Here is an 18,205-nt window from a genome sequence, read left to right as displayed (position 1 = left end):
GAGTCAGATGGGAGTGTACTCTATGGGTGACTATGAATCTGGAAGCGCAATTTTCATCAGCATCATAGCAGGCTTTGTGATGCTATTCTTCATCGATGGACTCTTTGTTTATGCATTCACGGGTTTCCTTGCAGCATACCTTACCCGTCCCGAGCAGAGGGGTTCGGGGACCGGTGGTGTGGCTGCCCTGGTACTTGCAATTCTGAGCTTCATCTCAGGGATGATATTCGGACCTGAGATGCCTGGCAGAATAGCCTCGGTTCTTGGACCCGATTTCTTCAGCTTCTCTGTGGGTTTTCTTGTAATATGTGCCCTGAGCTTTATACTTGGAAGTCTCGGGGGTTACGTTGCTGTTAAGGCATCAGGGGATGATCAGTGATTTTTTTCCTTTGCTGGAATGGTTGATAATATGAAAGTGAGTGTTATAGGCGGCACCAGGGGGCTTGGTTACTGGATAGCCCGGTTTCTGAAGGATGAAGGCTTCAGCGTCATCATAACCGGGCGTGACCGGGAGGCGGGTCTTGCCGCTGCAGAGCGGATAGGTGCAGATTACTGCCCTGACAATACCAGGGCTGCTTCAGCTTCTGATGTGGTTATAGTCTCTGTACCCATTGATGTGACCCCTAATGTCCTCAGGGAGGTGGCCCCCAATGTCAGGGAGGGGTGTCTTCTCATGGATGTCACATCAGTTAAGGAGGAACCCGCCAGGATAATGGCTGAACTTATCCCTGATGGAGCATACTTTATACCCGCACACCCCATGTTCGGGCCCCGCGTAACCTCCCTTGAGGGTCAGGTGGTGGTCCTGACACCCACTGAGGATAACCCGTGGCTTGAGCCCCTGAAGGAGTTCCTTGAGGAGCGGAAGGCCCGGGTGATAGTCACGGATCCCGAGAAACATGATCTGATGATGGCTGTTGTGCAGGTCCTCACGCACTTTGCATATATCAGTATAGCGGCCACCCTTGAATCTGCAGGTGTGGATATAAGGGAGTCAAGGAAATTTGCAAGCCCCATATACAACCTCATGATTGATACTATTGCAAGGATAGTGGCCCAGAACCCCTACCTTGCATACTCCATCCAGACCCACAACAGGCATGCCCGCAGGATGCGTGACCTTTTCCTTGAAACCGCCGGTGAGCTGAGGGACCTCCTGGATTCAGGGGCCATGGATGAATTTGTGAGGAGGATGAGCCTTGCAGCCAAGAACATAGATGACATTGAATCATCCCTTGGACGTTCCGATAAGGCTATAGAGGCCCTTAACCATGAGCTGAGCCTCCTTAAGGATTCTGTTGGTGGTGAAGTTGGCCTGAAACACATATATTCAGGTAAAGTCCATGTTGGCATCTTGGAATCAGTTACACCGGACTATGCCATTCTAAGGTCTGGTAAAAGGACTCTGAAGTTTAAAATCTCAAATATAAGGGTCCTCTCAGGGGATGAGCTCTTGAGGTGGAAGGCCGATAATCTTGATTCTGCTGTCTATGATATATCTGCTGTTTTCCCGGATGGCGTGAGGCCCGAGGTCATTGAGGAACTTTTAGGTCGTCTTGATGGTGTTGTTGAGGCCAGGGTTACCGACAGATACAGGGGCCCGCAGATACCTGACGGTTTTATCAGCCTGACCGTCAGGATACGTGTATTTGAACGTGAATCCTATGAAAGGGTTAAGAAGGTAATTGAGGGTATGGGTGCCTCCATAAGGTAACCCTGATGTTTGACTGAAGTTCATCCCATACTATTTCTTCAGCTTTATCTGGGAATAATCCGGGGCATTCAGATCCCTGAGGGACTTTGGGGTTATCCTGAACAACATCCCCCGTATCTAATACTTAATTTCGTTTTTATATTAATTATCGGTGCCCCTATATAAATATACCGAAAGCTTTATATATTATAACATATACCCTCTATTATAGTAACCAAAGTTTACTAAAATATTCTGTTAAATTATAAATCTTACCAGAATCATAACAATATAAGAAAAGAGGTGGGTTGTATTATGACCGAAAAGGAACTTAAATTAAAAGTTGCGGAGGCCCTTGCCCAGCAGGACGTGGGGAGAGGAATAGCCAGGGTGGACCCGGCATGCATGGAAAAACTGGGTCTTAACGACGGCGACATCATAGAGATCGAGGGCAAAAAGGTAACCGCTGCAACGGTTGTATCATCACAGTCCGACATAGGACTTGGCATAATAAGGATAGACGGATACCTCCGTAAGAATGCCGGGGCATCCATAGGTGAAGAGGTAACAGTCAGAAGGACTGATGTAAAGGACGCCCAGAAGGTGGTCCTTGCACCGGTGGACCAGGAAATCATCATAAGAGGAGACATAAGATCAGCGTTCCTCAACAGGGTCCTTGTAAAGGGCGACATAATAGTATCAGGAATAAGACAGCAGATATCAGGTGGAGGGCTCTTCGATGAATTCTTCAGGGACTTCATGGACCTCTCACCCCTCGGTGAAATCAAACTGGCAGTTGTATCAACAAGCCCCGCTGGAGTTGTGAAGGTAACCCCATCAACCCAGGTGGAGATGCAGTCAAAGCCGGTTGACGTCAGCAAACTGGAGGGAGTCAAGAACCTTGTGGACGTAACCTACGAGGACATCGGAGGACTCAAGGAGGAAGTTAAAAAGGTCAGGGAAATGATAGAAATACCCTTGAAGAGACCCGAACTCTTTGAAAGGCTCGGCATAACCCCCCCAAAGGGTGTTCTCATGCACGGTCCGCCAGGTACAGGTAAGACACTCCTTGCAAAAGCTGTCGTCAACGAGAGCGACGCGCACTTCATAGCCATCAACGGACCGGAGATCATGAGCAAATACGTTGGTGGATCAGAGGAAAGACTCAGGGAATTCTTCCAGGAAGCAGAGGAAAATGCTCCTTCAATAATATTCATAGATGAAATAGATGCAATAGCCCCGAAGAGGGAAGAGGTCAGTGGTGAAGTTGAAAGGAGAATCGTTGCCCAGCTCCTCACCCTCATGGACGGGCTTAAAACAAGGGGACAGGTTGTTGTAATAGGTGCAACAAACCGGCCAGACGCCCTTGACCCTGCCCTCAGAAGACCTGGCAGGTTTGACCGTGAAATTGAAATAGGAGTCCCTGACAGGGATGAGAGGAAGGAGATCCTCCAGATCCACACGCGTGGAATGCCCCTCGCAGATGACGTTGACCTGGATGAACTCGCAGAGATAACCCACGGATTCGTCGGTGCCGACCTCGAATCACTCTGCAAGGAGGCCGCCATGAGGGTCCTCAGGAGGGTGCTTCCTGAAATAAAGGCCGATGAGGAGATACCCAAGGAGGTCCTCAAGAAGATGATAGTCACAAAGGCCGACTTCAAGGACGCCCTCAAGGAGATACAGCCCTCAGCCCTGAGGGAGGTCCTGGTGCAGGTCCCGAACATATCATGGGATGACATCGGAGGACTTGAAGATGCCAAACAGGAACTGCAGGAAGCGGTTGAATGGCCCCTTAAGTACCCTGAAAAGTTCAAGAAATTCGGAATCAAACCACCGAAGGGTGTGCTGCTCCATGGTTCACCGGGTACCGGTAAGACACTCCTTGCAAAGGCAGTGGCAAATGAAAGCCAGGCCAACTTCATAGCAGTCAAGGGGCCAGAGCTTCTCTCAAAATGGGTCGGTGAATCAGAGAAGGGTGTTCGTGAGGTCTTCAGAAAGGCCAGACAGACAGCACCAACAGTAATATTCTTTGATGAGATCGACTCAATCGCATCAACAAGGAGCGGTATGAGCGCAGACTCAGGTGTGACCCAGAGGGTTGTTAACCAGCTCCTGACAGAGATTGATGGCCTTGAAGAACTCCAGGACGTTGCAGTCATAGCAGCAACCAACAGACCAGACATCCTTGACCCGGCCCTCCTGAGGCCCGGAAGATTCGACAGACACGTCAAGGTTGAAGACCCTGACAAGGAGGCAAGGCTAGCCATATTCAGGGTCCACACAAAGGACATGCCACTTGCAGATGACGTTGACCTTGAAAAACTCGCAGAGATGACAGAAGGCTACGTTGGTGCAGACATTGAGGCTGTCTGCAGAGAGGCAGCCATGCTGACACTCCGTGAAAACATGGAGGCCGATGAGATCTCAATGAAGTACTTCAAGGAAGCCATGAACAAGATAAAACCAAGGGGTGGTACTGAAGAACAGGTCCAGTACCACTAAAACCCTTTTTAAATCCAGATCTCTTCTTTTTGTTCGATTAAACTTCAAATCCCAGATCATTCCTTTTGTGCGAGTTTCAGACTAATTTTAAAGCCACGCCCTGCCCGTGGCGAGAAGTCATTACTGCTGCCAGGGCTCTATTATTCATCTTAAATGGCAGGTAGAGCCTTAACTATAAATTCAGGGAATCAGGGCTCTCCCTCATTCCCCACCAACTATTTTTAAAGGATGGATCACTATTTATGTATCATGATGTTTAACTTGCTCAGGTGATAGAATGCCATATAAGGTTAAAGACATTTCACTGGCCCCGCAGGGTGAGAAAAAGATCCGCTGGGTTCAGGAACACATGCCTGTACTTGAAAGGATAAAGAAAGAATTCATTGAGGAAAAACCCTTCAGGGGGATCACAGTAGCCTCCTGCCTCCACCTTGAACCAAAGACCATTAACCTTGGACTGACCCTCATGGCGGGTGGTGCCGAGGTTGCTATGACAGGATGCAACCCCCTCTCCACCCAGGACGATGCAACGGCTGCCGGTGCAGAGATGGGCCTGAACATGTACGGGTGGCGCGGGGAGAACAATGAAGAGTACTATGAAAACATACACAGGGTCCTTGACCATGAACCCGACATCCTCATAGATGATGGTGCCGACATGATATTCCTTGTCCACAGGGAACGTCGTGAGCTGCTTGAAAATATCAGGGGGGCTTGTGAGGAGACAACAACCGGTATACACCGCCTGAAGGCCATGGCAGCAGACGGTGCCCTTGAGTTTCCGGTGATGGCAGTCAACGATGCCTACACCAAGTACCTCTTTGACAACCGTTACGGTACCGGTCAGTCCACCTTTGACTCCATAATGGGCACCACCAACATGCTGATAGCCGGTAAGACCGTGGTGGTGTGCGGTTATGGATGGTGCGGCCGCGGAATAGCCATGAGGGCTGATGGACTGGGAGCGAACGTCATAGTGACAGAGGTGGACCCTATAAGGGCTCTTGAAGCCCGCATGGATGGTTTCAGGGTCATGAAGGTCTCAGAGGCCGTTAAACACGCAGACATCCTGATAACTGCAACAGGAAACACTGACGTTGTTGCAGCAGATGAGTTCAGGGAGATGAAGGACGGCTGTATAATGGCAAACTCAGGGCACTTCAACGTGGAAATAAACCGTCAGGACCTTGAAAGACTATCAAAGGATGTTAAGAAGGTTAAAGAGGATATTGAAGCCTTCATAATGCCTGATGGTCGTAAAATTTATCTTCTGGCAGAGGGGAGGCTCGTCAACCTTGCCTCGGAGCGAGGCCAGGGCCACCCTGCAGAGATAATGGACATGAGCTTTGCGATGCAGGCATTATCCGCCAGGCACCTCCTTGAGGAGAAGATGGACCCAGGCGTCTACAGGGCACATGATGAGATAGACATGACGGTAGCCAGGATGAAACTTGATGCCATGGGTATAGAAATCGATGAACTGACGGATAAACAGATCAGATACCTTGAAAACTGGGAAGAGGGGACATAGGAGGAAGAAGTTGGGCTTTTTCAGACTCATAAACAGGGGTCCTGGCCCTGTAAGATTATTCATTGGAGGTGTCCATGGAAGGGAGGGCCTCACAACCATAAGGGCCCTTAAAAGGCTCCGTTTCAGCGACATTGAAACCGGTAAACTGGTAATATACAACTGCAACACAAGTAACTACCTGAGCACCCTTGACCCCTCCTACTACGAAAGCAGACAGGGCCGTGAGATAATGGGGCTCATAAAGGAATACAGGCCATCAACCTACCTTGAAGCCCACTGCTACCGGGATGAAAGCTACCATGACCTCACGGATCCATCAAGAAAACTTAAAAGGGGTGTTCCACCCCTCATAGAACTTGAGAGGGGTGTTCTGATAGGATCGGTGTCACCCCACATAAGGAAGAAGCTCTTCAGAAGGGAGGATATCTGCCTCACGGTTGAGATTCCATGCTTCAGGGACTCTGAGGAATGGTACAGGCAGTTAGAGGTTTATGTTGAATTCATGAGGATCGTTGCATCATCCAGAGACCGTGACGAGCTTGAGAATCGACTTGGAAGGAAATACCCCCACCAGGTTGAAACCGCCAGGAGGTATGCAAGGGAATTCTTCGGGGAATACCCTCCCTTCTAACCCTGGATCATCCATCTGGATTTAAAAAATGATGAAAAAAATCTTCAATGAATGGAATGAACTCATTACTGAAAATGCAGGGGACTGATAGGATCATGGTGAAATCATACATCAGAAAACTCATCAGGCTAGTTGAAATGGAGAGGGAAGCCGAGATAAACGCCATGATGAATGAGATCCGGAGGCTCTCCCCCAGGAAGCGCGAAAGGATAGGCAGGGCTATAAATGGCCTGAACGGTAAGATAACTGGGCGTGAACTTGGATTTCACCTTGTGAAGTATGGTAGGAGGGACCCCATAGAGACAAGGATAGGTGTGGGTGACCTTGTTCTGATAAGCCGGGGAGACCCCCTCAAAAGCGACCTCACAGGTACCGTTGCAGGGAAGGGTAAACGGTTCATTGTGGTGGCCCTTGAGAATGTGCCCAGGTGGGCCCTCAGGAACGTGCGCATCGACCTCTACGCCAATGACATAACATTCCAGAGGATGATCGATAACCTCAAGGGTGTTAATAAGAACATCCTGAAGGTACTGGGCCTCATCCTTGATAAGGATAAACCTGCCCCCACCAGGAGGGTTGACTTCGAGGCCATTGACTGTGAACTTAACAGTTCCCAGAAGGAAGCCATCAGCAGAGCCCTTGGTTCAGATGACTTCTTCCTCATCCACGGGCCCTTCGGAACGGGTAAAACCAGGACCCTCCATGAACTCATAAGGCAGGAAGTCAGAAGGGGCTCAAGGGTCCTTGTTACGGCCGAGAGCAACGCTGCAGTGGACAACCTCCTGGATGGAATCGCGGAGGATGTTGAGTGCGTGCGCCTCGGACACCCCCAGAGGGTCTCTGAGAGGAACATAAGGGAGACCCTTGCCTATAAACTCGAAAATCATCCGGACTACAGGATGGTCATTGAAAAACAGGAGCGAATAGATAAACTAGTGGAGGAGCGTGAAAAACATCACAAACCAACACCACAGCTCAGGAGGGGCCTCAGTGACACCCAGATACTCCTTAACGCAACCAAGAGGAGGGGTGCCAGGGGCATCTCACCAAACGTTATGATCTCAATGGCAAGGTGGATAGAGGTCAACCAGAAGATAGACAGGCTTCACAGGGAACTTGAAGAGCTTGAAACAGAGATTGCCAACCGGATAATCAGGGAAAGTCAGGTTGTCCTATCAACCAATTCATCTGCAGCCCTTGAATACATTGATAATGTCAGTTTTGACCTTGCCGTTGTTGATGAGGCATCCCAGGCCACCATACCGAGCATACTCATACCCCTGGGACGTGCGCCTAGATTCATACTTGCAGGTGACCATAAACAGCTCCCTCCGACGATACTGAACCAGGAAGCATCAGAACTGGAAAGTACCCTCTTTGAGGAACTGATCACCAGGTACCCTGATAAATCATGGATGCTTAACTGCCAGTACCGGATGCACCCTGATATAATGGAGTTTCCCAGCAGGGAGTTCTATTCAGGCAACATAAGGGCCCATCCATCCCTTGAAGGATTATCTGTGACCGACATCCTCAGGAGTGGGGGGGAAGAGGGGGAGCTCCAGGGGATGCTTGCGGATCCTCACCGGCCGGTCCTCTTCATTGACACATCCAGACTCGAAGCCCCTGAAGAGAGGCTGAAGGGTTCGACATCCATAAGGAACCCTGTTGAGGCTGACCTTGCGGTTATAATTGCAGGGGCATTCATGGGGATGGGCGCCGGGTCATCGGATATCGGTATAATCACCCCCTACGATGACCAGGTGGAACTCATATCATCCATGACCCCTGTGGAGGTGAACACCGTTGACGGGTTCCAGGGAAGGGAAAAGGAGATAATCATAATTTCGATGGTCAGGAGTAACAGTAGGGGGTCCATAGGTTTCCTCAGAGATCTTAGAAGGCTTAATGTTTCACTTACACGTGCAAGGAGGAAACTGCTGATAATAGGTGACACTGAAACCCTCTGCACCCATCCATCCTACAGGAGGCTTGTTGAGTTCTGCAGGAGAAGGGGCTTCCTTGAAAAGCCAGGGCCCGGCGATGTGAGGAACTGGAGTCCCTGAGAGTTCAGATACCTCTGGAATCATCTGCAATTCCTGATAAAACCAGGAACACCATCAACCATCTGCAAGAATCATGAAACGATAAAAAAATCAGAACCACTCCTCAAGGCTTTTCTGTGTGAAAGAAGCCTTTTCAATCTTTTTAAGTGCTGAAAGCACCCTTTCCTCCGAGAAACCGTGTTCGGAGCAGAGGAACTCCAGGACCCCCTCCCTGTCGGGTTTCCTCCATTTAAGTTCATAATCCCCTGTTACATCGGGTTCAAGGAAGATCCTTCGAAGGACAAGGGGGTCGCCGCCGGGGTCCCCGTCAACCTCCTCAAGGACACCGAATATGTCCCCCCTCTCCCTTATAAGTTTAAGACCCTTCTTTGGACCTATACCCTTAATTCCAGGGTTAAAATCTGTTCCAACAAGTATTGCCAGGTCAACGAGCTGTTCCCTTGTCAATGAAAGTTTTTTAAGTGCGGCTTCAAGTTCAATTATCTCGGGTTCCTGGAGTTTTCCGCTGAGGGTCAGGTTCCTGACGACCCTCGGGGCGCCGAAGAGGAGGCAATCATAGTCCTGGGACGCCACAGCCCATGCATCACCTTTCCTGACCATGAATGATGCCTGGGCCTCGCCCTCACTCGGTGCCTGGACATAGGGCACCCCCATGAGTTCAAGCAACCTTTTTGAACCCTCAACTATATCATCCGACATCCTTGATGACCTGACAGCGTATTTCCTTGCCCTTTCAATGTCTCCCTCCTCAAGGGCCCTCTTCCACTCCACCTCAGACTTCTTCCTTGCCTCAACCCTCTTACTTATGGTGGAGCCCTTGAGGTGATGTGATCTGCCATCAAAGACATAGAATACCTTTATCTCCCTCTCCATCACCGCAGCTGTCCTGTAGAGTATGCCACTGAGGTGCGATGTCACGCGCCCCTCCCGGTCCATGAGTGGCGTGCCATCCCTCTGCCTTATACTGGATAGAAACTGGTATATGCTGTTTGCAGCGTCCACTGCAACTATGCGGCCCCTGAGGTCATCGAAACCTATCTTCCGGGGTGAAACTATATCCTTAAGTTTAACTCCCATAAAAGCACCCCCACAATTCTTAAAGGTCCTTCAAGAAGCCGGTATGATCCTAAAACTCCTCCCTGAACCACTCAAAGGGAAACGTCTCCTTTATCCTTATGAGGACCTCATCATCATGGATGATGTTATAGGTCCTTGTGAGCATTGGGGAATCCGTTCCAAATATCTTAACAAGCTGGGGGGCGGGGTTTTCAACGTCTATAACCTCAATCTCCCTCCTCGACTCGATCCTGTGCTTCTTGAGTATCCTTCCAATGGGTATGTCGGCCCTTATAAGGTCCTCCCTGAATTCATCATCAAGCCTTGATAGGGGTATGTATGACACCGCATGTATAAGGGGTTCCCTGTTCCCTATAACAACCACCCTGTGGTTAACTGTGTCCCCAGGATTTATACTGAGTTTGGATGCGATTTCATGACTGCATGGCTCGAATTCCTGCTTGAGTGTCCTTATGGTTACCGTGCCCTTCAGCACATCCAGTATTGTTGTAACCGACCCGTCGGTTGAGAGGAGGATCTTCTGGGTGTTTGAGAGTTTTCCCATGATCCTCTCAATGCGTTCAATCTCCTCCATGGCATTCACATTCATATGGAGCCTCCTATTGGGGGGAGCTGATCACCCCGTTAACCGCGGACTCTGCAACAACAGCAGGATTTGCAAGGTAAACACTTGATGATGGGTCGCCCATCCTCCCCCTGAAGTTGCGGTTGGTTGTTGCTATGCTGACCTCTCCGGGGGCCAGCACCCCCATGTGGGCACCCAGGCATGGGCCGCAGCCAGGGTTGCATACTATGGCGCCTGCCCTCAGGAGGGTCTCTATGATACCATCCCCCAGGGCCCTGAGGTATATCTCCCGTGAAGCGGGTGAAACAATGAAACGGACATCCTCATGGACCTTCCTGTCACCTATCACATCTGCAGCCATTTTAAGGTCCTCATAGCGGCCATTGGTGCATGAGCCAAGGAAGGCCTCATCAATATGTGTCCCTTCAACCATTTCAACCGGTTTAACATTGTCAACATCATGGGGGCACGCCACCTGGGGCTGGAGGTCGGAGACGTCAAATTCATGTTCCTCCACGTATTCACTGTCATCATCTGAGGTGTAGACCCTGAATTTACCTCCCGTCCTTGAGGCCACATAATCAAGGATCTTCCTGTTTGGCTCCATTATACCGTTCTTGGCACCCATTTCAACCGCCATGTTGCAGATGGTCATCCTCCCTGCAACACCCATCCCCTCTATGGTGTCGCCGCCAAACTCCACTGACCTGTAGGTTGCACCGTCAGCACCCAGCTCCCCTATTATCCTGAGTATAACATCCTTGGCTGTTGTGTTATCCTGCAGTCTGCCGGTAACATCAACCCTAATGGCTTCGGGTACCATGAACCATGTTTTTCCGGTTGCAAATACCATGGCCATGTCGGTTGCCCCCATGCCGGTTGAAAAGGCCCCGAAGGCCCCGTAGGTGCAGGTGTGGGAGTCTGCGCCTACAATGACCATGCCGGGTTTCACGAATCCCTTCTCAGGGAGTACCTGGTGACAGATACCTGCAGCGTTCTGGTAGATGTTCCTTATGCCCTGTTCATGGGCGAATTCCCTTGCAACTCTCTGGAACTCAGCTGCACCGATGGTGTTGGCGGGGACGTTGTGGTCAAAGACCATCACTATCCTCTCGGGGTCCCAGACCCTTTCAGGCCCTCCCTTCTCCATCAGCTCCCTGAAGATTCTGATGGTCGGGGGGGATGTGCCGTCATGGGTCATGGCAAGGTCAATCCCTGCCTCTATTATCTCCCCGGGGGTAACCTCCCTTAAACCTGCCGCCTCCGCAAGTATCTTCTCGGTCATGTTCATGGTATCACCTAGAAATCAACGGGTCCCCTGACAGATCTCACAATCTCAGCGAAGAGTTCATCGTTGATGTACTTTCCCTTTTCACGGTTCTTCTTGACCTCTTCAACTATCCTGCAGAGCTCCTCCCTGGTGACATCTATACCGTACTCTTCAAGCTTTGCCTTAACAGCACGGCACCCTGAGTGTTTCCCCAGGACTATCCTGCGATGATGTCCGATCATCTCAGGGAGGAAGGGCTCATAGGTCAGCGGTTCCTCTATAACCGCATCCACATGGATCCCCGATTCATGCCTGAATACGTTCTTTCCGACTATTGGTTTGTTCTCAGGGACCTTCATGAGGGTGTGCTTCTCAACAAGCCTTGAGAGCTCGTATAGGACGCTTATGTTGAAGCCAAGGTCAACACCGTAGATTATGAGGAGGGTCATTATGAGCTCCTCAAGGGACGTGTTACCTGCCCTTTCACCTATCCCGTTAACGGTCGTTGAAACCGCGCTTCCACCTGCAACAAGGCCTGCTATTGAATTGCAGAGGGCCATCCCAAAATCGTTATGGCAGTGGAGGGCTATGTCTGCATTTATTTCCTTTTTTAGTTCCCGTACGAGGTAGGCCATTCCCTGGGGGCTTATGGCACCCACGGTATCCGCAATATGGACCCTGTCGGCCCCGTAATCCTCTGCCTTCCTGTAGATCTGCTTCAGGAATTCCAGGTCCGTCCTTGTGGCGTCCTCTGCAGAAAATGCCAGGAAGAGTCCATGGTCCTTTGCGTATTCTATTGAGTTCATGCAGACGTTTAGGGCCTCCTCCCTTGTCAGCCTGAGTTTGTGTTTAAGGTGGAGGTCAGAGGTTGCCATGAAGGTTATGACGCCATCAACGCCGCAGTCAATGGCAACGTCGATATCCTCCTTCTTGGTCCTGCAGAGTGCAAGTATCTCTGCATTGAGACCCTCATCGGCTATCGCCTTCACTGAAATCTTTTCCTGTTTTGAAACAACAGGGAACCCGCTTTCTATCTGGTGTATGCCCAGTTCATCAAGTTTTCTTGCTATCTCCAATTTTTCATCTGTCCCGAGACATACACCTGGTGTCTGCTCCCCGTCACGGAGTGTTGTATCGTAAATTGTGATCTTTTCAGGAAACTTTAACTCAGCTTCTTTATTGAAGGGGCTAACAAAGTATTTCAAGGGATTACCACCTTAACCATTATTTACTTAAAATGAATGTTTTGAGGCATTTATTTAAAATTAGATATTTAAGTATAAAAGGTTTGAGAGGGCATGCATCTTCCGGTCACCGGAGTTCCTCGAGGAGTTCAAGGTAGGATCTTCTCTCGAATCCCTCCTCAATCCCCAGTTTTCTGTAGAGACCGAAGATCTCATTGAGTGCTCCTTCATAATCCCTGCCCTCCGGGAGTTCTGCCTCTATTTCAAGGTAGGTTCCAAGGCCCTTCACGGTGTCGATGGACGCCCTGAAATCCCCCAGGCGGTAGGTTTCACGGACCTTGATCACCTCGCGTGCCCTGAAGAATCCCAGGGCCTCAAGTATTCCTGCCGCGGTTTCAGGGTCATCAACCTCCATTTCAAGTTCCTTTCTTGTCTTGCTCCTCTCATCGATCTTAGGGCCCTTGTAGGTTATGAAGGCTCTGCCCCCTGTTTTCCTTATTCTGAGGGCCTCATCTGTCCTGGCAAAATCCCTGTGGGGTGAATTGAAGTATGTGTCCCTCTGTTCATCCCTCCGGGTCATCTCAGCCCCCAGTGACCTCAGTTTCTCCACCAGTTCATCCCTGTCCCTGACCCTTGCCTTAACCTCAACTTCTATCAAGACTAACACCCATTATTATGATTCCCGGCATATTCTCTTAGGAAGATAAGGACGTTCTCCAGCTAGTCAATGAAGCCATCAATGAGCCTATCAATACCCTCGTAGGGTGATAGAACCCTGTCCCTTTCATCCATAATCAACCTCCTCCTCTTCCTGTCTCCCCTGATGCCTTCTTCAACCAGTCTTTCGAGATATTCCTTCCTTATGATCCTCATATCCCCATGAAGGTTGTACCTTATCTTATTAAGGTTACTGATATGGTCCTCGATCTCCCTGATAAGCTTAACCGCCTCCCCCCTTGAAGACGGTTCTATCTCAAGGTCCTCAAGTCCAAGCTCCTCAAGCTGTTCCATGTAGATCTTTGGGTTGATAACCAATTAATCCCCTCCTTTATAGTTATGATCAAAAACATATTTAATTTACTTACATGAAAGGAACAGGCCCCTGAAAAGTGAAATCCACACACAGTTAAACCCATCACATGAACAGCCCCTACAACGAAAAATGAAACCCATGCCTCTGGAGAACTGATATTAAGTATGTTATTATTCATAATAACTACTTTTTTACATCAATATTAATATAGGTGCATTTAAATTTATATGTAGGTTTAACTTCACCGGGAGGTATCTAGTTGACAGATGTGGATATCAAGATAGAAAATATCGTGGCTTCTGCGACTCTTGGAAAATCTATCGATCTTCAAACAGTTGCTGAAGCTCTTGAAAATGTTGATTTTAACAGGGAACAGTTCCCAGGACTGGTATATAAATTAAAGGAGCCTAAAACTGCTGCATTAATATTTGGATCAGGGAAACTCGTGTGCACGGGCGCGAAGTCAATTGAGGACTCAAAGAAGGCCATAAAACTCACCGTGGACATGATGAGGACCATGGACCCTGACATCCCTGAGGAATTTGAGATAAAGATCCAGAACATTGTTGCATCAGCAAATCTGGGCAAACCACTGAATCTTGAAGCCGTTGCCCTTGGACTTGAAAACACAGAATACGAACCTGAACAGTTCCCGGGGCTTGTATACCGCCTTGACGAACCAAAGGTTGTACTCCTCCTATTCGGTTCAGGTAAAGTTGTGTGTACAGGAGCTAAGAGTGCTGAAGACGCTAAACTTGGAGTGGAAAAGACCAGGGAAAGGCTCGCTGAGTTAGATCTGATTTAATGGTGATATTTTTGATTAAACTTGTAGTTTTTGATCTTGACAATGTCATTATTGATGCCGAAGCCATAGATGAGATAGGTAAACTTGCTGGTGTCGAAGAGGAAGTAATGGAAATCACCGAAAAGGCAATGCAGGGTGATATAGACTTTGAAACCTCCATAAAGGAGAGGGTCCAGCTCCTCAAGGGCACATCAGTTGAAGAGATAAAGTCAGTTGCAGAGAAACTACCACTTATGGAGGGGGCTGAGGAGACCATAAAGGCCCTTAAAGAAAAGGGATATCGTGTCGCGGTTATAAGCGGAAGCTTTGACCTTGTGGCAGAACCCCTGAAGGATAAACTGGGCCTCGACTACCTCTTCTGTAACAGGCTCCATGAAGAAGACGGTGTCCTCACCGGTGAAGTGAGCGGACCCCTGGTGGAAAACTCAAAGTATGACGTCCTCTGCAGTATCCTTGAGGAGGAGGGCATAACCCATAAAGAGTGCGTTGCCGTGGGCGACGGTGCCAACGACATATCCATGATAGAGGCTGTGAGGCTGGGAATAGCATTCAATGCAAAGCCCGCCCTCAAGAAGAAGGCTGATGCCGTTGTTGAGAAAAAGGATCTTAGAGAAATACTGCCAATTATTGAAAAAGCTGTAGAGTCTGATGACAAATTGAAGGAACTTAGCTATGATGAAGTGATGGACCTCAAAAACGAGTATGAAGAAAAATTATCATCCATAGCCTCTGAAAGGGATGAACTCAACGAGAAAGCCCGTGAGATGAAGGAGCGCAGGGATGAACTCAACAGCAAGCTCCGAGAAACCCTGAACATGGCCGTTGAATTAAGGGATAAACGTAATGAAATCAATGCCCAGGTTGAAGAAAATAAGAAACTCAGGGACCAGATAAATCAGGAAATAAGGAAACTTGAATGGTCATCAGGGGGCCGTGACAGGATAAAAATTGAGAACGAGATCAAGAGGATAGACAAGATCATTGAAACACGGGTCCTTGACATAAACAAGGAAAACGAGCTTGTTAAAACAGCCAATGAACTTCGTAAAAAGCTCATGAAGATACAGGAAGACCAGGAAGTCCGCGAAAAAGCCATGGAGCTCAAGAAGAAATCCGAGGAGTACCATGAGAAGGTTGTTTCCCTCTCAGAGGAGGCCCAGGAATACCATGAAAAGATGCTGGAGTACTTCAAGAAAACCGATGAGATCCGTAAGGAAGCCGATGAAGCCCATGAAAAATTCCTGGAATTCCGCAGGATGGCCTCAGAGAAGCATGAAGAATTCAAATCAACCCTGGGTGAGATAAAACAGATAAATGAAAGGATCAACGCCCTCAGGTCCAGGTCACGGAATGTTAAAAGAAGGGCTGACAGGGAAAAGAACCTTGAGGAAAAGGAGAAGGCTAAGGAGATATACGAAAAATTCAAAGAGGGTAAAAAACTCTCAAAGGAGGAACTTCTTCTTCTCCAGAAGCACAGGATCGTTTAGGGGTCTCCGATGTCATGCGATAATTCCTCAGATAAAGAAGGAAAGGACAGCGGGTCTTCATCTGATGAGAAAATAGAAGAGTGCTTCATATGCCATAAAAAATTCAACATAAACGCCGATGATTCAAGCCACTACCACTATGGAAAGTATCCCATGTGCAGCTACTGCAGTGACTTCTATGGATTCTACCGGTGAAGGTGTCTGAGTGGTACGATGCACGAAGTCATAATATGTGAGAAGCCGAAATCATCTGAAAAAATCGCCAGGGCTCTTTTTCCGGATGCTGAACGCAAAAAACATGGAAAGGTATCCTACTGGGAATATGAGGGTGATGGTAAAAGGGTGACGGTGGTGTCTGCGGTGGGACACCTTTACTCCCTTAAACCTGAAAACCCCCGTGCTGAACATTTTTTTGACCTTGAATGGGTGCCCATCCATGAGATTGATAAAAAGAAGGCCTACGTCAGGGACTACCTTAACGTAATCAAAAAATTCGCTTCTGACGCTGACCGCTACATCCATGCCTGCGATTACGATATAGAAGGGACCCTTATCGGTTTCAACGCCCTTAAATATGGATGTGGTGATGAAGCCCTTGAAAGGGCCAGGAGGATGAAGTTCTCAACCCTCACCAGGGACGAGATAAGGGAGGCCTATGAGAACCCCATTGAAATCGACTACAGACAGGTTGACAGCGGTGCTGCCAGGCACATACTTGACTTCATCTTTGGGGTGAACATATCAAGGTCCCTTATGAAGTCAGTTAAGGAGGCCACCGATAGATTCATAAAGCTCTCGGCAGGGAGGGTGCAGACACCGACCCTTGCAATACTCGTTGAAAGGGAAAAGGAGATAAGGGAGTTTGAACCCGTCCCCTACTGGATTATAAAGGCCCTCCTTGAGCCTGACCTGGTTGCGGAAAGCAGCAGGGGCAGGATATTCCAGAAGGAAACCGTCAAAGAGATCCTTGAAAAGTGCAGGGGCGCCGATGCATCGGTAAAAAGTGTGAGGATAAAGGAGACCATCAGGAAGCCCCCGGTTCCATTCGACCTTGGTACACTGCAGTCTGAGGCCTACCGTGCATTTGGTTTCAGCCCCAAGAAGACCCAGACCATAGCCCAGAACCTCTACACCGAGGGTTACACGTCCTATCCGCGAACATCCTCCCAGAAACTCCCTGAAAGTATAGGTTACGATAAAATACTCGGTGAACTCTCAAAGAACTCTGAATTCAAGAAACATATTGATAAACTTAAAAGACCCCTCAAACCCCATGAGGGTAAAAAGGAGGATGAAGCACACCCTGCAATTCACCCCACAGGAGTCATCCCCACCAAACTCTCAAAGGATGATAAGAGGATATATGACCTCATTGTCCACCGTTTCATAAGTGTATTTGGAGATGACGCCATCCTCGAGACCATGAAGACCGAACTTGAAATTGAAGATGAAAAATTCACCTTTTCAAGGAGGAGGGTCAGCAGACGGGGCTGGATGAGCAGTTACCCCTACACAAAAATAGAGGACGACGTCTTCCCCGACTTGAAGGAGGGCGACATCATAAATGTCAGGGAGATTGTTGCAGAGGAGAAGAAGACAAAACCTCCTGCCAGGTACAATGAGGCTTCACTGATAAGGGAACTTGAGAAGAGGGGTCTCGGTACAAAGTCAACCCGTGCAGATATAATAGCCAAGCTCTATGATCGTAAGTACATTGAGGGTCGCAAGATACATGTAAGCCCCCTCGGTGAGAACCTCATAGACACCCTAACAAAGTACTGTGAAAAGATCACGAACGAGGAACTGACAAGGCAGTTTGAAAGGGAACTTGAGGAGATCATGAGGGGGGGTGTGACCCGTGACAGGGTCATTGAGGAGGCTATTGAAGAGGTTAAATCCATACTCAAGGATATAGACCGTAACATGAAGGAAATTGGAAGGGACCTCTACAGGGCCTACCAGGACAGCCGCGTTGTGGGTGAATGCCCTGAATGCAGTAAGAACCTTGTTATAAAATATTCCCCGAAAAACAAGAGCACCTTTGTGGGGTGTTCAGGCTACCCCGACTGCAGGGTCGTATATTCACTCCCCAGGGGTGCAAGTATACTTAAAACTCCATGCGAGAAATGTGGCCTGCCGATGATATCCTTCGGGAAGCCGCGGCAGAGGGCCTGTCTGAATCCTAAATGCGGTAAAAAGGAAATTAAAGGCGAAGAAATCGTTGGAAAGTGCCCTGAATGCGGATCCGACCTCATAAAACGCTCGGGTCGTTACGGAGAATTTGTGGGTTGTAAGGGATTTCCAAAGTGCCGCTTCACCTGCTCGGTTGATGACTGCCCTGACACTGACTAAAGGTCA

At 48.9% G+C, this 18,205-nt stretch carries 16 protein-coding genes; 10 read left to right on the top strand and 6 right to left on the bottom strand.

All coding sequences use genetic code 11. The features are described 5' to 3' along the window. The first annotated feature begins 22 nt into the window (after positions 1–22). The 6 genes from FZP57_RS00825 to FZP57_RS00800 all read left to right on the top strand — a co-directional run bounded on the left by FZP57_RS00825 (position 23) and on the right by FZP57_RS00800 (position 8,426). Positions 23–379 (top strand): hypothetical protein, encoded by a 357-nt coding sequence (locus FZP57_RS00825; protein WP_074358348.1) that lies wholly within the window; start codon positions 23–25, stop codon positions 377–379. A gap of 30 nt (positions 380–409) precedes the next feature. Then, positions 410–1,714 carry a prephenate dehydrogenase gene (locus FZP57_RS00820; RefSeq protein WP_084531317.1) on the top strand — a complete coding sequence of 435 codons (1,305 nt, stop codon included), beginning with the start codon at positions 410–412 and terminating at the stop codon, positions 1,712–1,714. A gap of 294 nt (positions 1,715–2,008) precedes the next feature. Continuing rightward, the gene (locus FZP57_RS00815) at positions 2,009–4,198 is read left to right on the top strand and encodes a CDC48 family AAA ATPase (protein ID WP_191216331.1); all 2,190 of its coding nucleotides are present in this window, start codon (positions 2,009–2,011) and stop codon (positions 4,196–4,198) included. A gap of 277 nt (positions 4,199–4,475) precedes the next feature. Then, on the top strand, positions 4,476–5,729 hold the full coding sequence (gene ahcY / locus FZP57_RS00810) for an adenosylhomocysteinase (RefSeq protein ID WP_191216330.1): 1,254 nt from the start codon (positions 4,476–4,478) through the stop codon (positions 5,727–5,729). Between the two features lie 10 nt (positions 5,730–5,739). Beyond that, complete coding sequence (locus FZP57_RS00805) at positions 5,740–6,360, top strand: DUF2119 domain-containing protein (RefSeq protein ID WP_191216329.1); 621 nt, start codon at positions 5,740–5,742, stop codon at positions 6,358–6,360. A 95-nt stretch (positions 6,361–6,455) separates the two neighbouring features. After that, the gene (locus FZP57_RS00800) at positions 6,456–8,426 is read left to right on the top strand and encodes an IGHMBP2 family helicase (protein ID WP_238337930.1); all 1,971 of its coding nucleotides are present in this window, start codon (positions 6,456–6,458) and stop codon (positions 8,424–8,426) included. A 90-nt stretch (positions 8,427–8,516) separates the two neighbouring features. Here FZP57_RS00800 and fen read toward each other — a convergent pair whose 3' ends face one another. From fen to FZP57_RS00770, 6 genes are all read right to left on the bottom strand, one after another. Beyond that, positions 8,517–9,503 carry a flap endonuclease-1 gene (fen, locus tag FZP57_RS00795; RefSeq protein WP_074358343.1) on the bottom strand — a complete coding sequence of 329 codons (987 nt, stop codon included), beginning with the start codon at positions 9,501–9,503 and terminating at the stop codon, positions 8,517–8,519. 49 nt (positions 9,504–9,552) lie between these two features. Further along, on the bottom strand, positions 9,553–10,092 hold the full coding sequence (locus tag FZP57_RS00790) for a chorismate pyruvate-lyase family protein (RefSeq protein WP_191216328.1): 540 nt from the start codon (positions 10,090–10,092) through the stop codon (positions 9,553–9,555). Between the two features lie 10 nt (positions 10,093–10,102). Next, positions 10,103–11,359, bottom strand: a complete 1,257-nt coding sequence (gene hacA, locus FZP57_RS00785) for a homoaconitase large subunit (RefSeq protein WP_191216327.1) — start codon at positions 11,357–11,359, stop codon at positions 10,103–10,105. An 8-nt stretch (positions 11,360–11,367) separates the two neighbouring features. Continuing rightward, the gene (locus FZP57_RS00780; RefSeq protein ID WP_074358340.1) at positions 11,368–12,543 is read right to left on the bottom strand and encodes a homocitrate synthase family protein; all 1,176 of its coding nucleotides are present in this window, start codon (positions 12,541–12,543) and stop codon (positions 11,368–11,370) included. 106 nt (positions 12,544–12,649) lie between these two features. Beyond that, positions 12,650–13,180 carry a class IV adenylate cyclase gene (gene cyaB, locus FZP57_RS00775; protein ID WP_191216326.1) on the bottom strand — a complete coding sequence of 177 codons (531 nt, stop codon included), beginning with the start codon at positions 13,178–13,180 and terminating at the stop codon, positions 12,650–12,652. 62 nt (positions 13,181–13,242) lie between these two features. Continuing rightward, positions 13,243–13,557 (bottom strand): hypothetical protein, encoded by a 315-nt coding sequence (locus FZP57_RS00770; RefSeq protein WP_191216325.1) that lies wholly within the window; start codon positions 13,555–13,557, stop codon positions 13,243–13,245. 257 nt (positions 13,558–13,814) lie between these two features. Here FZP57_RS00770 and FZP57_RS00765 point away from each other — a divergent pair, with 257 nt between their 5' ends. The 4 genes from FZP57_RS00765 to topA are packed head-to-tail and all read left to right on the top strand — an operon-like array spanning position 13,815 to position 18,199. Next, entirely contained in the window at positions 13,815–14,360 is a 546-nt protein-coding gene (locus FZP57_RS00765; RefSeq protein WP_074358337.1) for a TATA-box-binding protein, read from the top strand. A gap of 11 nt (positions 14,361–14,371) precedes the next feature. After that, entirely contained in the window at positions 14,372–15,847 is a 1,476-nt protein-coding gene (gene serB / locus FZP57_RS00760; RefSeq protein WP_074358336.1) for a phosphoserine phosphatase SerB, read from the top strand. A 9-nt stretch (positions 15,848–15,856) separates the two neighbouring features. Next, positions 15,857–16,042 carry a hypothetical protein gene (locus FZP57_RS00755; RefSeq protein ID WP_074358335.1) on the top strand — a complete coding sequence of 62 codons (186 nt, stop codon included), beginning with the start codon at positions 15,857–15,859 and terminating at the stop codon, positions 16,040–16,042. Positions 16,043–16,060: 18 nt separating this feature from the next. After that, complete coding sequence (topA, locus tag FZP57_RS00750; protein WP_074358334.1) at positions 16,061–18,199, top strand: DNA topoisomerase I; 2,139 nt, start codon at positions 16,061–16,063, stop codon at positions 18,197–18,199. Positions 18,200–18,205: the final 6 nt, after the last annotated feature.

Origin of the sequence: Methanothermobacter sp. THM-1, from assembly GCF_009914355.1 — an archaeon.
Lineage (GTDB): Archaea > Methanobacteriota > Methanobacteria > Methanobacteriales > Methanothermobacteraceae > Methanothermobacter > Methanothermobacter wolfei.
Note: the sequence above shows the minus strand (reverse complement) of the source record. Positions and strands in the feature narration are given on the sequence as shown.